Annotated in this window: 14 protein-coding genes; 2 read left to right on the top strand and 12 right to left on the bottom strand. The window is 61.0% G+C overall.

The window, feature by feature from the left end; translation table 11 throughout:
* The first annotated feature begins 13 nt into the window (after positions 1–13).
* Positions 14–1,489: a S41 family peptidase gene (locus QWZ03_RS04855; protein WP_290331708.1), complete on the top strand. Its 1,476-nt coding sequence runs from the start codon at positions 14–16 to the stop codon at positions 1,487–1,489.
* Between the two features lie 191 nt (positions 1,490–1,680).
* On the opposite strand, the gene QWZ03_RS04850 is transcribed toward QWZ03_RS04855, so the two are convergent.
* The 11 genes from QWZ03_RS04850 to rpe all read right to left on the bottom strand — a co-directional run bounded on the left by QWZ03_RS04850 (position 1,681) and on the right by rpe (position 12,549).
* The gene (locus QWZ03_RS04850; RefSeq protein ID WP_290331706.1) at positions 1,681–2,682 is read right to left on the bottom strand and encodes a porin; all 1,002 of its coding nucleotides are present in this window, start codon (positions 2,680–2,682) and stop codon (positions 1,681–1,683) included.
* Positions 2,683–2,941: 259 nt separating this feature from the next.
* Positions 2,942–3,979 (bottom strand): porin, encoded by a 1,038-nt coding sequence (locus QWZ03_RS04845; RefSeq protein WP_290331705.1) that lies wholly within the window; start codon positions 3,977–3,979, stop codon positions 2,942–2,944.
* A gap of 448 nt (positions 3,980–4,427) precedes the next feature.
* On the bottom strand, positions 4,428–5,216 hold the full coding sequence (gene trpC, locus QWZ03_RS04840) for an indole-3-glycerol phosphate synthase TrpC (protein ID WP_290331704.1): 789 nt from the start codon (positions 5,214–5,216) through the stop codon (positions 4,428–4,430).
* Between the two features lie 3 nt (positions 5,217–5,219).
* Entirely contained in the window at positions 5,220–6,248 is a 1,029-nt protein-coding gene (gene trpD, locus QWZ03_RS04835) for an anthranilate phosphoribosyltransferase (protein ID WP_290331703.1), read from the bottom strand.
* 130 nt (positions 6,249–6,378) lie between these two features.
* Positions 6,379–7,590, bottom strand: coding sequence for an NAD(P)/FAD-dependent oxidoreductase (locus tag QWZ03_RS04830; RefSeq protein ID WP_290331702.1), 1,212 nt, complete (start codon positions 7,588–7,590; stop codon positions 6,379–6,381).
* A gap of 74 nt (positions 7,591–7,664) precedes the next feature.
* A complete protein-coding gene (locus QWZ03_RS04825) occupies positions 7,665–8,099 on the bottom strand; it encodes a GFA family protein (protein WP_290331701.1) in 435 nt (144 codons plus the stop codon).
* Positions 8,092–8,661, bottom strand: a complete 570-nt coding sequence (locus tag QWZ03_RS04820) for an aminodeoxychorismate/anthranilate synthase component II (RefSeq protein WP_284197452.1) — start codon at positions 8,659–8,661, stop codon at positions 8,092–8,094. Before QWZ03_RS04820 ends, QWZ03_RS04825 begins: the two co-directional genes overlap by 8 nt.
* A 106-nt stretch (positions 8,662–8,767) precedes the next feature.
* Entirely contained in the window at positions 8,768–10,231 is a 1,464-nt protein-coding gene (trpE, locus tag QWZ03_RS04815) for an anthranilate synthase component I (protein ID WP_290331700.1), read from the bottom strand.
* 164 nt (positions 10,232–10,395) lie between these two features.
* Complete coding sequence (locus QWZ03_RS04810; RefSeq protein ID WP_290331699.1) at positions 10,396–11,064, bottom strand: phosphoglycolate phosphatase; 669 nt, start codon at positions 11,062–11,064, stop codon at positions 10,396–10,398.
* Positions 11,064–11,831, bottom strand: coding sequence for an SDR family NAD(P)-dependent oxidoreductase (locus QWZ03_RS04805; protein WP_290331697.1), 768 nt, complete (start codon positions 11,829–11,831; stop codon positions 11,064–11,066). The genes QWZ03_RS04810 and QWZ03_RS04805 overlap by 1 nt, the downstream gene beginning before the upstream one ends.
* Positions 11,832–11,865: 34 nt before the next feature.
* Complete coding sequence (rpe, locus tag QWZ03_RS04800) at positions 11,866–12,549, bottom strand: ribulose-phosphate 3-epimerase (RefSeq protein ID WP_290331696.1); 684 nt, start codon at positions 12,547–12,549, stop codon at positions 11,866–11,868.
* Positions 12,550–12,670: 121 nt separating this feature from the next.
* On the opposite strand from rpe, the gene apaG reads away from it, so the two are divergent.
* Positions 12,671–13,054: a Co2+/Mg2+ efflux facilitator ApaG/CorD gene (gene apaG, locus QWZ03_RS04795; protein ID WP_290331695.1), complete on the top strand. Its 384-nt coding sequence runs from the start codon at positions 12,671–12,673 to the stop codon at positions 13,052–13,054.
* Positions 13,055–13,348: 294 nt separating this feature from the next.
* Here the strand turns inward: apaG and QWZ03_RS04790 are convergent, their stop codons facing one another.
* Complete coding sequence (locus QWZ03_RS04790; RefSeq protein WP_284197446.1) at positions 13,349–13,552, bottom strand: cold-shock protein; 204 nt, start codon at positions 13,550–13,552, stop codon at positions 13,349–13,351.
* Positions 13,553–13,558 lie beyond the last annotated feature (6 nt).

Genomic DNA, 13,558 nt, shown 5'->3' with positions numbered 1-13,558 from the left:
AATGCAAGCGAATATGCAAAAAATCAGCTGGCTGGTAGCCGGTACGGGCCTGGGAATACTGTTGACGGCGGGTGCAACGGCACTGGCCGAGAAGCAAGCCCTGTCGCCCCTGCCGATCAACGAATTGCGTGCCTTTACCGATGTCTATGCCCGCATCAAGCAGGATTACGTCGAGCCGGTGGACGACAAGAAGCTCATCAACGAGGCTATCAATGGCATGTTGACGGGGCTGGACCCGCATTCGGCCTATCTGGATCCGGAGGCGTTCAAGGATCTGCGCGTCAACACCAGCGGTGAGTTTGGCGGCCTGGGCCTGGAAGTGAATCTGGAGGACGGTCTGGTCAGGGTGATCTCGCCGATCGAGGATACCCCTGCCTTCATGGCGGGCATCAAGGCGGGCGACTACATCATGAAGATCGATGAAGCGCCGGTGCGCGGCTTGTCGCTCAGCGATGCCGTGGCCAAAATGCGGGGCAAGCCCAATACTCCGGTGGTCCTCACCGTGCTGCGCAAGGGAGAGACCAAGCCGCTGGTATTCACCCTCAAGCGGGCTGTCATCAAGGTGCAGAGCGTGAAATCCCGCATGCTGGAAGCGGGCTATGGCTATGTGCGACTGGCCCAGTTCCAGGATCGCTCCACCGAGGATGTTGCACGCGCGCTGGAAGGCCTCTACAAGGAAAACAAGGGTTCGCTCAAGGGTGTGATCCTGGATCTGCGCAATGACCCGGGTGGCGTGCTGACCGGCGCCATAGGCGTGTCTTCCTTGTTCCTGCCCGATAATGTGCTGGTGGTCTCCACCACGGGCCGGGCGCCGGGTTCGAGCGAGAAATTCAACTCGTCCAGCGAGTTCTTCCCTCGCGATGGCAAGCCGCTGCCCAAGGATATCAAGACCGTACCGCTGGTTGTGCTGGTGAATGCCGGTTCCGCCTCTGCCTCGGAGATCGTGGCAGGTGCCCTGCAGGATCACAAGCGTGCTGTGGTGGTCGGTACCCAGACCTTCGGCAAGGGGTCGGTACAGACCATCATCAATGTCGGTAAGGACTCGGCCATCAAATTGACGACGGCCCGTTACTTCACGCCGAATGGTCGCTCTATCCAGGCCAAGGGCATCGTGCCGGATATCGAGGTTGAAGAGGCTACGCTCAATGGCGTGACTGGTGATGCCTTCCGCGTGCGTGAGGCTGATCTTGACCACCACCTGAGCAATCCGCAGGGCGGCGACGAGACCAAGACTGCACCGGCCAAGCAGGGGCAGCCTGAAGCCAAGCTGGCACCCCAGCCAGCAGCACCCGCCAAGGCTAAGCCCGAGGCGCTGGATAAGGATGGTAAGCCGCTGAAGGATGAAGAGCCGCTGCGCCCGGGCGAAATTTCGCTGAAGAAGGATTACCAACTGCAGCAGGCGCTCAATGTGCTGAAAGTGCAGCAGATCGTCAGCCGCACCACGCCGGTGAGCGAGGGTGGCGTGGCCGTGGCTGCCACTACCAAGTAAACCGTGATGGCGAGCGCCAGGCTTGCCCTGGCGCTTGCAAAGTCTGTCACCCCTCGTAGCTTGAGTTCATGACAGGCGCTCGGTAAGAATAAAAAAACAGGCGGGCATGGTTTCCATGTCCGCCTGTTTTTTTGTGCGCAGCGCTCGGCTGCTGACCTTGCTGCCGAGCAGCGGGCAAGGTCAGCCGGTGCTTAGAACGTGTGCATCAGACCCACTGCCAGGCCACGTTGATCGGCCACTGCGGCACCAGCAATGCTCTTGTCGGCGCTGAGGGCGGAGTACTCGACCAGGGCATAGGTACGCTTGCTCAGGCCGTGCTTGTAGCCAATAGCGTAGCGGGTGAAGTCGCTGTCGGCAGCGCTCTTGCCATTGACATCGGCTTCGGCAGCGAACTGCGCACCGGCGCGCAGGGTGCCAGCACCTATCTTGTAGGTCACCGTGGTAGTGACGGTATCGCGGTCATAGTCGACCCCGGCAGTGCGCCATTCACCAGCCTGGTAGGCCAGGCCCAGGCCCAGATCACCCAGGGTATATATGCCGCCGATTTGCCAGGCCGACTTCTTGTTGCCGCTCACGCCAGCCAGATTGCGCTGCTGACCGTAGGACAGGCCGGCCTTGATGGGGCCGTTGCTGTAGCTGGCCAAGCCCGAGAAACCATCGGACGAGCCGGTGGTGCTGGTCTTGTTTTCGCCGAAGCTGTACATACCGGACAGGTTGAAGCCGCTCAGGTTCGGGGAGTCATAGCGGACGGCGTTGCTGAAGCGCGAATCCTGGATGCTGTCGACCGAGTAGGAGGCAGTCGCTGCGGCACCGATGGCACCGTCAAAGATGTCGAACCAGTCCACCATATTGGTGTAGGGCGTCTTGCCGCGACCGAGGCCTACCTTGCCGAAATCGCCTTGCAGGCCGACCCAGCCTTCGCGGCTGGCGAAGTTGGTGGTGGCTGCGTCATCAGGACGCAGGCCTTGTTCGATCTGCCAGAAAGCCTTGAGCCCGTCGCCCAGGTTTTCGTCGCCCTTGAAGCCCAGACGCGACGAGGTGTAGAGGTTGTCTACCTTGGTCTTGGTGACAGGGCCTTCGTCGTGGAACACCACGCCGACGTTCATCTGGCCATATACCGTGACCGTACCTTCGGCAAAAGCCGGAGCGGCCAGTGCACCCATTACCAGCGTGGCAAGCAGAGCCTTGCGCATAGTTCTCTCCATTGTTCGATATAGTAGGGAGCCTGTCCGGGACTCAGGCCAGGAAAAGTTTGCTCGCTTGGAGCGCGTGCTCGCAATCGGGATTACCCGGATATCAGGGAAATAGCGCCTATTTGCTGCTTTTTCTGCAACACATGGCCAGCCTCTACCCAGCAAGGCATGGTGTTTCTGCGGAAGATGTGCATGAGGCCTGGGCAATAAAAAAGCGGATGCTGCCGCATCCGCTTCAAATGCCTGCCTTGGTCAGAGATCAGAAGTTGTGGCGGATACCCACGCTGAAGATGCGTGGATCAGCGCCAGCACCGATCGGTGCGCCACCGGAGGTGCCGTTGGCGAAGCCGGCGGAAGCCTTGGTTTCGTTCTTGATCTGGGTGAACAGGCCGTACACGGCAGTGCGCTTGGACAGGGAGTAATCCACTTCCAGGCCATACATGTCGACGCCGTCCTGGGTGTTGCTGCCGATATCGTTCTCGCTAGCGGTGGCCCAGGCACCCTTCAGGGTAACGGCGCCTATCTTGTGGCTGACGGCCAGGGCGAAGGTATCCACTTCCTTGATCGTTTCGTTTTCCAGCTGGCTGTATGCCGCGCCAAAGGTGGTGTCGCCCAGCTTGAAGCCGCCAACCAGCTTCAGGCCTTGGCGATCCTTGCCTGCCGCTACCTGGTCAGCCTGGTTCTCATAACCCAGACCGACATTGAAGGTACCGTTGTCGAATTCACCAGAGACGGAGAAGCGGCGCTTGTTGGTGGAGCCGGTCTTGGCTTCATCAGGGGCAAACGAGGCGCGCAGGGTGATATCGCTGAACTTGGGCGAGGTGTAGTGCAGGATGTTGTCCTGGCGGGTATGCAGGCTGACGCCTGAGGCCTTGCCGTTGGTGACGACTTCGGTCTGCTCGGCATTGCCCCACATGATGTCCACGTTCTTGTTCAGTTGCTTGAACGGGGTGTCATGACGGCCGATCAACAGGGTACCGAAGTCACCCTTCAAGCCGACATAGCTATTGCGGTCGGCAAAGGACGTCTGGGCGGCGTTGTCGGGATTGACCTTGGTTTCGATCTGGAACACAGCCTTCAGGCCACCGCCCAGGTCTTCTTCGCCCTTGAAGCCGATACGCGAGGCATAGCCTTCAACGCGCTGGGTATTGACGCCCTTGAGTGCAGCAGTGTCGCCGTTGTCGAAGAACTCGTAGCCCATTTCCAGGCGGCCATACAGGGTGACATTGCTGTCAGCGGCAAAGGCGGGGGCTGCGAGTGCGCCGAGGACGGCGATGGCGAGCAGTTGCTTTTTCATTGGATAGGCTCCAGTTGTATGAATCGGGAAGCGCCGTGAGGACGCTACCTGCCTGCATGCCTGGACAAAACAGTGGGAGGAGCGGTCGCTGCTGGCGGTGGGCCGGGCGCTCGGCGCCTGGGCAACGGCGCGATTTATACGGGAGCCAAGTGACACCCAAATTACATAAGCTGCTGCTGTTGCTGCAATGCAGCACCCTGGTGGCTGTTATGAACGCAAGTCAGTGATGGGCCATGGACGACGGAGCAGGCAACAGGGTAATCCTGGCGTGATCGTGACAGGCGCTTGAGCGCCGCTGAGCAAACCCGGCAATGCAGCTTTGGCCAAGCGCGGAAGCGCAGGCAGTACGCGGGTGCGGCAAGCTTGCACAACAGCGCCAGCAGGGTTTGCCGCAGCGCTAAACGCAACAAGGCGCCCAAGGGCGCCTTGTTGCCAGGAGGGGCCAGATTCAGGCAAACAGGCGGCTCAGTGCCTGGCCGGGAGAAGGCTCGCGCACAAAGGCTTCGCCAACCAGGAAGGCATATACCTCATGTTCCAGCATCAGATTGACGTCGGCTGGTTTGAGTATGCCGGATTCGGTCACGACGATACGATCGCTGGGGATATCGTCCAGCAGGTTCAGCGTAGTCTGCAGGCTGACCTCGAAGCTGCGCAGATCCCGATTGTTGATACCGATCAGCGGGGTCTTCAGGTGCAGGGCACGTTCCAGTTCGGCGCCATCGTGCGATTCCACCAGGACGGCCATGCCCAGCTCCTGTGCCAGGGCTTCCAGTTCCAGCATATGCGCGGTCTCCAGCGCGCCCACGATAAGCAGGATACAGTCGGCACCCATGGCCCTGGCCTCGTAGACCTGGTAGGCATCCACCACGAAATCCTTGCGCAGCACCGGTAAGCGGCAGGCGGCACGGGCCGCCTTGAGGTAGTCGGCATGGCCCTGGAAGTACTGCTCGTCGGTCAGCACGGACAAGCAGGCCGCGCCATGCTGGGCATAGTCCTCAGCGATTGCCGCAGGCTGAAAGTCGGCCCGTATCACGCCCTTGGAGGGACTGGCCTTCTTGATCTCGGCGATGACGGCTGCATGGCCGTCTGCGTACTGGCTGCGCAAGGCACCGACGAAATCACGCAATCCGCCCAGCGCTTCCGCTGCTGCGCGGACGGAGGCCAAGGGGGTATGCCGTTGGGCGGCGGCGACTTCTTCAATCTTGGTGGCGAGTATCTGTTTGAGGATGTCGGACATGGATCAGGCTTTGTATTGTTGGGTCAGGTTCACCAGAGCATCGAGCCTGGCGCGGGCCGTACCGTTATCAATGGCGGCGGCGGCGGCGGCAAAACCATCGGCCAGGGTGGCGCTGACGTCGGCAGCATAGAGTGCTGCACCGGCATTCAGCACCACGATATCGCGGCAGGGGCCTGCCTCACCGGCCAGCACGGCTTCGATCCGTGCGCGGGATTCCTGCGGGTTGCCAGCGTGCAGGTCGGCCGCCTGGCAGAAGCTGAAACCATGCTCGCGTGGGTCGAACACGTATTCGTTGATTTCACCCTCCCTGAGTTCGGCCACCAGGGTGGTGTCGCGCAGGCTGATTTCGTCCAGGCCATCGCGGCCGTGCACGATCAGCACATGACGGCTACCCAGCTCCTTCAGAACGCGGCATTGTATGCCGACCAGGTCGGGATGGAATACGCCCATGACCTGATTATCGGCAGCTGCTGGATTGGTGAGTGGGCCAAGTATGTTGAAAATGGTGCGTACACCCAGCTCGCGCCGTATGGGGGCGACGTTCTTCATTGCGCCGTGATGATTGGGGGCGAACATGAAGCCTACCCCCAGTTCGTCTATGCAATGGCCTACCTGCTCGGGCGTAAGCACCAGATTGACACCCAAGGCCTCCAGTACATCGGCCGACCCGCTGCTGCTGGATACGCCGCGATTGCCGTGCTTGGCGACACGCGCACCGGCGGCGGCGGCGACGAAGGCTGCGGTGGTGGAGATATTGAAGGTATGGGCCCCATCGCCGCCAGTACCGCAGGTATCCACCAGATGGCGCCTGTCCTGTACCGAGACCTTGCTTGATAGTTCGCGCATTACCGTGGCAGCAGCGGCTATCTCGGACACGGTCTCTACCTTGACCCGCAGGCCTATCAGTATGGCGGCGGTCTGGGTGGGCGTCATTTCCCCCGTCATGATCTGCCGCATCACGGAGAGCATCTCGTCGTAGAACAATTCGTTACCGTCTATCAGGCGGTTGAGGGCGGCTTGTGGCGTGATCATGGCGTGGGCACTTGCATCAAACAGGGTGGGTAGGGATTTCAACCTAAAGTGGAGGGGCTAGCAAAGGAAATGGGCTTATTTCCTTATGACTTTCCAGGCTGCTCTGTGGGGAGGCGGTACTGGTGGCAGCTCAGTCGCCATGCCAGCGGGCATCCAGCCAGTCGCGCCACTGGTACCAGGCCATGCCCAGGGTCAGGGCCGCTTGGGTAAAGCCGGGCAGGTGTGTAGGTAGGGCATGTTGGGGTATGCGCTCAAACAGCGCAAGCCGTTCGGGCCGGCCCAGCATGGCTTCGGCCATGACCTTGCCGACGAGACCGCTCAGGGCCAGGCCATGGCCGCTGAAACCCTGGGCGAACAGGGTGCCATCGGGGAGCCTGCCTAGGTGCGGTAGCTTGTGGGGCGTGACATCGACCCGGCCACCCCAGGCGTGCTCGATCCAGGCGTCGGCCAATTGCGGAAACACCTGCAGCATGCGCGCCTGAGTATCGGCAAGGCGGTCTGTGGCGGTGCCAGCAGCGCGACCGCCAAACAAGAGGCGATGGTCGGGGCTGAGGCGGAAGTAATTGAGTACCCGGTTGCAATCGGCAACGGCCGCATTGCTGGGCAATATGGAGCGCGCCAGGCCAGCGTCGAGCGGTTCGGTAGCGACGATGAAACTCTCCACCGGCAGGAAATGGCGGGCCAGCTGTGGAGTCAGGGCCGTGGCATTGGTGGCCAGGAACAATTGGCGGCAGTGCAGCTGCCCGGCCGGGGTCACGATGCAATAGCCATCACCATCACGCTGCCAACCGCTGGCAGGGCTGTGCTCGTAGAGCTTCGCGCCAGCGGCCTCGGCTGCATCAGCCAGGCCCAAGGTGTAGGCCCAGGGGTCCAGATGTGTTTCATTTGGGTCGTACAGGCCACCGACATAGCGGCTGCTGCCGACATGGGCCTGGAGGGCGTTGCAGTCCAGCAGTTGCAGATCGGCATAGCCGTAGCGCTGCCGTGCCTGTTGCTGCCATTGCGCCAGCTCCGCCAACTGGCCCTCATGCAGGGCCGCGTAGACATAGCCACCGGGGCTGAGATCGCAGGCGATATTGAAGCGGGCGATATGCTGTTTGAGCAGGGCCAGCGCTTCACGCGACATGTCCCAGAGTTGCCGGGCGATGGCTGGCCCGACGGCTTGTTCGACAACCGCCATGCTGCCGGCAAACCCCTGCAGTGCCTGGCCCCCGTTGCGGCCTGAGGCGCCGCTGCCTATGCGATCCGCCTCCAGCAGGGCCACGGAAACGCCTTGTTCTGCCAGGTAAAGCGCGCTGGACAAGCCGGTAAGGCCGCCGCCCAGGATGCCCACATCGGCCACGAGCCTGCCGCTGCAGCAGGGACGCACAGCGGGAGCAGGTTGGCGGCTGGCATACCAGGAGGGGCTGGGCGGCGTCACGGCATCAATTGATTGCTGGCGTCGAATCGCGGTAGGCCGTCATCGCAATTGGCCCAGGCCACATGGCTGTCATAGAACACATGCGAGGAAGGGTGCTGCACCTTGCCTTGGCGCAGGCTGGCGCGGGCAATATGCATCTCGTCGGCCCAGCGCAGGCCATGGAAAAACAGGGGCGTGCCACATTGCTTGCAAAAGCCCCGCTTGGCGGCGTGCGAGGAATCAAACCACTGCAGCGCGGCCTCGCCCTGGCTGAGGCAGAACGCGGACAGAGGCACACCAAACCAGGTCACAAAGGCGGCGCCATGGGCCTGCCGGCACATGCTGCAGTGACAATGGGCACACCATTTGGCGGGTGCCGTGACGCGATAGTGCACCGCGCCACAGAAGCATTGTCCTTCAAGCGGTGTGGCGAGATGGCTGTTGTCAGGCATAGGTCTTGAGGAAATTATCCAGCATCTGGTGACCGTGTTCGGTAAGGATGGCCTCGGGGTGGAACTGCACCCCTTCTATAGGCAAGGTCTTATGCCTTACCCCCATGATTTCGCCATCTTCCGTCCAGGCGGTGATTTCCAGGCAGTCTGGGCAGCTGTCGCGCTCTATCACCAGCGAATGGTAGCGGGTGGCGATAAAGGGCGAGGGCAGATCCTTGAAGGTACCCACGCTGAGGTGGCTGACCGGTGAGGTCTTGCCGTGCATCAGTTGCTTGGCATGGATGATCTTGCCGCCAAAAGCCTGACCTATGGATTGATGGCCCAGGCATACGCCCAGGATGGGGATTTGCCCTGCGAAGCGCTGGATGGCAGCGACCGAGATGCCCGCTTCACTGGGAGAGCAGGGGCCGGGGGAGACCACCAGGTACTGGGGCTGCTTGGCGGCAATCTCGTCCAGGCTGATCTCGTCGTTGCGGTAAACCTCTACCGTTTGCCCCAGTTCACCAAAGTACTGGACCAGGTTGTAGGTAAAGCTGTCGTAGTTGTCGATCATCAATAGCATGGTGGCGTCACTACCTGATTAGGCCGCCTGCCATGGGCAGGCCGCATGATCTAGAGAGGCAGCCGGCAGGGTACACCCGGCTGCGCTTGCCTCGGCGTACTGGGGCTCAGCCGTCCAGGCCCTTTTGGGCCATTTCGGCGGCACGCAGCACGGCGCGGGCCTTGTTCTGGGTTTCCTGCCATTCGGACTGTGGCACCGAATCGGCCACAATGCCGGCACCGGCCTGCACATAGAGGGTCTTGTTCTTGATCACGGCGGTACGCAGGGCGATGGCCACATCCATATCGCCATTGAAGCCCAGGTAGCCCACTGCACCCGAATAGATACCGCGCTTGGTGGGTTCCAGCTCGTCGATGATCTGCATGGCGCGTACCTTGGGCGCACCGGAAACGGTGCCAGCCGGGAAGGTGGCGCGCAGTATGTCCAGATTGCTCATGCCCGGCTTGAGGGCGGCCTCTACACTGGAGACGATGTGCATGACGTGGGAGTAGCGCTCTACCACGCGATCGTCGGTCACCTTGACGGTGCCAGTCTGTGCTACCCGGCCTACGTCATTGCGGCCCAGGTCCATCAGCATCACATGCTCGGCGATTTCCTTGGGGTCGGCCAGCAACTCCGCTTCCAGGGCCAGGTCTTCGTCGCGGCTCTTGCCGCGTGGCCGGGTACCGGCAATGGGGCGTACCGTGACGGTACCACCCTCATGGCGGACCAGGATCTCGGGCGAGGCACCGACGATATGCGTATCACCCAACTGGTAGTAGAACATATAGGGCGAAGGGTTGAGGCTGCGCAGTGCGCGGTAGAGCGTGATGGGCGGCTGTTCGAAGCGCATGGACATGCGCTGCGACAACACGACCTGCATGATGTCGCCATCAAGGATGTATTGCTTGGCCTTCTCTACTGCTGCCTTGAAGTTGCTTTCGCCGAATTCGGACTTGGCCGTGGTGGGCGGGGTGGCCTCGGTACGGGGCAGGCGAGCTGGATCACGCAGCTGCATGCGTAGTGCATGCAGGCGCGAGTGGGCCTTGGCAAAGGCCTGCGGCTGGCTGGGGTCGGCATAGACCACCAGGTAGAGTTTGCCGCTGAGGTTGTCGAAAATGGCAATCTCTTCGCTCAACAGCAACTGGATATCTGGCGCGCCTATGGGGTCGGGCTTGTCGCACTGGGCCAGCTTCTTCTCTATCAGCCTGATGGTGTCGTAGCCAAAGTAACCGACCAGCCCGCCGGCAAAGCGGGGCAGGTTGGGCAACTGGGGCACTTTGAAGCGCGATTCGAACTCGCCGATAAAGCTCAGCGGATCGCCTTCATGGCGCTCGACCACTTCGCCGTTGACGCTGACTTCGGTCTGATGCCCGCGTACCGTCAGCACGGTACGTGCGGGCAGGCCGATAAAGCTGTAACGGCCGAAGCGCTCGCCGCCGACGACCGATTCCAGCAGATAGGAATAGGGTGCATCGGCCAGGCGCAGATAGACGGACAGGGGGGTGTAGAGATCGGCCAGGCCTTCCTGGACGACGGGGATGCGGTTATAGCCTTGACGCGCGAGCGCGTCGAATTCGAGTTCGGTCATGGCGAGCTTTCCTGGCAAAGGGGTGAAGTGAAAAACCGGGAGGACGCGATTAGCGCCATCGCCAGGTCAGCCCGCAGTGCTTGGAATCTCTTGTCATGATGTCTGAAGTCGTTCGTCTGGATAGTGTGGGGCGGAATCGAGGCACTGCAAGTGCAGGCAAGCCATCAATCCGAGCCAGCATTCTTCACGAAATCCACCGCCTCGACAAGGCTGGAGATGATGCCGGCGCACTGTAGCCCACGCACATCCTCGTAGCCATAGTCGAGCAGCAGGCAAGGTGCGCCAGCATTTCTGGCAGCATCACGATCAAAATGGGAGTCGCCTACCATCAGTAGTTCGGCCGCTGTGATGCCGAACTGCTGGCATACCGTCTGCAAGGGCAGGGGATGGGGTTTTTTCTCTGGCAGGCTGTCGCCGCCTAATACGATGTCGAAATAGGGCAGCAGGCCAGTCTGCGCCAGCACAGGCTCGGTGAAGCGCAAAGGCTTGTTGGTGACTACCGCCAGCCGTAATCCCATGGACCTGAAGGCCTCCAGGCCGGCAACGACACCGGGATAGGGGCGGGTTTTGACGGCCAGCAGGCGATCATAGTGGCGGCAGAAAGCGGCGATGCCGGCCGCGTGCTGCTCAGGATCGGCCTGGCCCTCGCGTGCGTCGGTGAGCGAGCGGTGTACCAGCTGCGCCATGCCGCCGCCAACAAAGCTGGCCAGCCTGTCCTGTTCCAGGGCGGGCAGGTCGAATTCGCTGCGCATGGCATTGGCCGCGGCGGCAAGGTCGGCAATGGTGTCCAGCAGGGTGCCGTCCAGGTCAAGGGCTATGGCTTTGATGGGCATCAGATAAAGTCGCGGATATTCAGTACGGCGCCATGGCCGATATGGTCGGTATGCAGTAGTTGCACGATTGCACGTCCCCGGCTATTCGGGTCGGCCAGTTCGCCATTGGCGTGGTATTGCCTGAATTGCTCCAGCAAGGGGAAGTCCCCCTCGGGCGTGGCACGTATGCTGGCTTGCATGCCGGTATCAATGATGCCGGGCGCCAGCGATGCAATGCGCACTGGGTGGGGCAGGCCATCCTGCTCCAGCCCGACGCAGCGGCTATACATATCCAGCCCGGCCTTGCTGGCGCAATAGGCGCTCCAGCCGGTATAGGCATTGCGGCCCGCGCCGGAGCTGATCTGGAGTATGCGCTTGTCGCAGGCACGGTCGCGCAGGTGTCGCAGGAAGGCATTGCTGAACTGGATGGCGGCAGTCAGGTTGACTGTGAGGCAGCGGGCCATCTCGGCATCGCCATAACTGCCTGCCGGCCCTATGGGCTCGACTACGCCTGCATTGTTGATCAGGTAGATGCCTTGCCAGTCCATTGCCGCCAAGGAGCCCAGTAGTTCCTCGGCAATTTCGCTGACCTGGTCGATATTGGCCAGGTCTACGGCCACAAAGCGGTAACCGGGCAGGGCGGCGCCCAGCTGCGCCAGCTCGGGTGTCTCCTGCCGAGCCAGCGCGATCAGGTGGTCGCCCTGTGCTGCAATGGCACGGGCGATGCCCAGGCCCAGGCCGCGTGAGGCGCCGGTAAGGATGTAGCATCGATTGGGGCGGTTGTGCATAGGTGGCTCTGTGCTGGTGGGATATCCGCCTGGGTCAGGCCTTGGCCAGTTCGGCGCGCATGGCGTCTATGGTGGCCTTGTAGTCCGGTGTGTTGTAGATGGCCGAGCCAGCCACAAAAGTGTCTGCGCCGGCACGGGCGATTTCGGCGATATTGTCCACCTTTACCCCGCCATCGATCTCCAGCCAGATTTCCCGGCCGGTCTTGGCCGTGTATTCGTCGATGCGGCGACGCGCCTCGCGTAGCTTGTCCAGTGTGCCGGGAATGAACTTCTGGCCGCCAAAGCCTGGGTTGACTGACATCAGCAGTATCATGTCCAGCTTGTCCATGACATGGTCCAGGTAGTGCAGCGGGGTGGCGGGATTGAACACCAGGCCGGCCTTGCAGCCCTGTTCGCGGATCAGGCCCAGGCTGCGATCGATATGCTCGCTGGCCTCGGGGTGGAAGGTGATGATGTTGGCGCCGACCTTGGCGAAGTCGGGGATGATGCGGTCCACCGGCTTGACCATCAGATGCACATCGATCAATGCGTCGGTACAGGGGCGGATAGCCTCGCAGATCATGGGGCCTATGGTCAGATTCGGCACGTAATGGTTGTCCATCACGTCGAAGTGAATGATGTCGGCACCGGCCGCAATGACGTTCTGCACTTCCTCGCCCAGCTTGGCAAAGTTGGCAGAGAGGATGGAAGGGGCAATGCGGAAGGTGGGCTGGCTCATGGCGGTGCTCTGCGAGGTGGGAAGAGGTATAGATTTTACCGGAAACCGATGAGCGCCTTGTCGTTGACTGCGTTTTCGCGTGTAATCTTCGTCCGTCACTCTCACATTGCGCCAAGGCACCATGGGCGAATCCCGCAAGTACGACATCACCGTTACCGTGCAAACCCAGTTTCTCGCCGATCAGTCGGACGAGGACGCGAATCGTCATGTGTTTGCCTACCACATCAGCATTGTCAACACTGGTACCGTTGCCGCCCAGTTGCTCACGCGGCACTGGGTCATCACTGAGGCCGATGGCAAGGTGCAGGAGGTGCGTGGTCAGGGGGTGGTGGGTGAGCAGCCCAGCCTCCAGCCGGGGCAGGCATATGGCTATACCAGTGGCGTCGCACTGAGTTCGCCTGTCGGCACCATGCACGGCAGCTATCAGTTCCGTGCTGAGGATGGTGAATGCTTTGACGCTGTCGTCGATCAGTTTGTGCTGTCGGTTCCCAGGGTCTTGCATTGAGCCACGCCAGGCGTGGCCGGCTGATAATGGAAATCTCCCGCCGCGGGGAATCTCCCCCACGCCATGCTTGTAGGCGGAGATGCAATCGCTGCACAGTTTGCAATCAACAGTGCGCGCAGGCATGGGCTGCATTCAAATGCAGCTAGGGTAATCCCGCACAGAATACAAAAAGGCAATTCCTTTTGAGGGGAATTGCCTTTTTACAGCAATCAGAATCTTAGGCTAATTGGTCTGGATCAAACCAACCGCCTGAATCAAACGACTCGCTGAGATATAGTTCTGCCAAGTAGCAGATTATACCATTTGAATATTGGTGGCTTGCGGGCCTTTTTGGCCCATGCCGGCAACGTAGGAGACCTTTTGGCCTTCTGCCAGCGACTTGAAGCCTTCCGAACGAATTTCGGAGAAGTGGGCGAACAAATCCTTGCTGCCATCATCAGGGGTGATAAAACCAAAACCCTTGGCGTCATTGAACCACTTAACGGTACCTGTTTCCATCTTGAA

This window comes from Chitinimonas viridis, assembly GCF_030409555.1.
GTDB lineage: Bacteria > Pseudomonadota > Gammaproteobacteria > Burkholderiales > Chitinimonadaceae > Chitinimonas > Chitinimonas viridis.
This window is presented reverse-complemented; position numbering and strand designations above follow the sequence as displayed.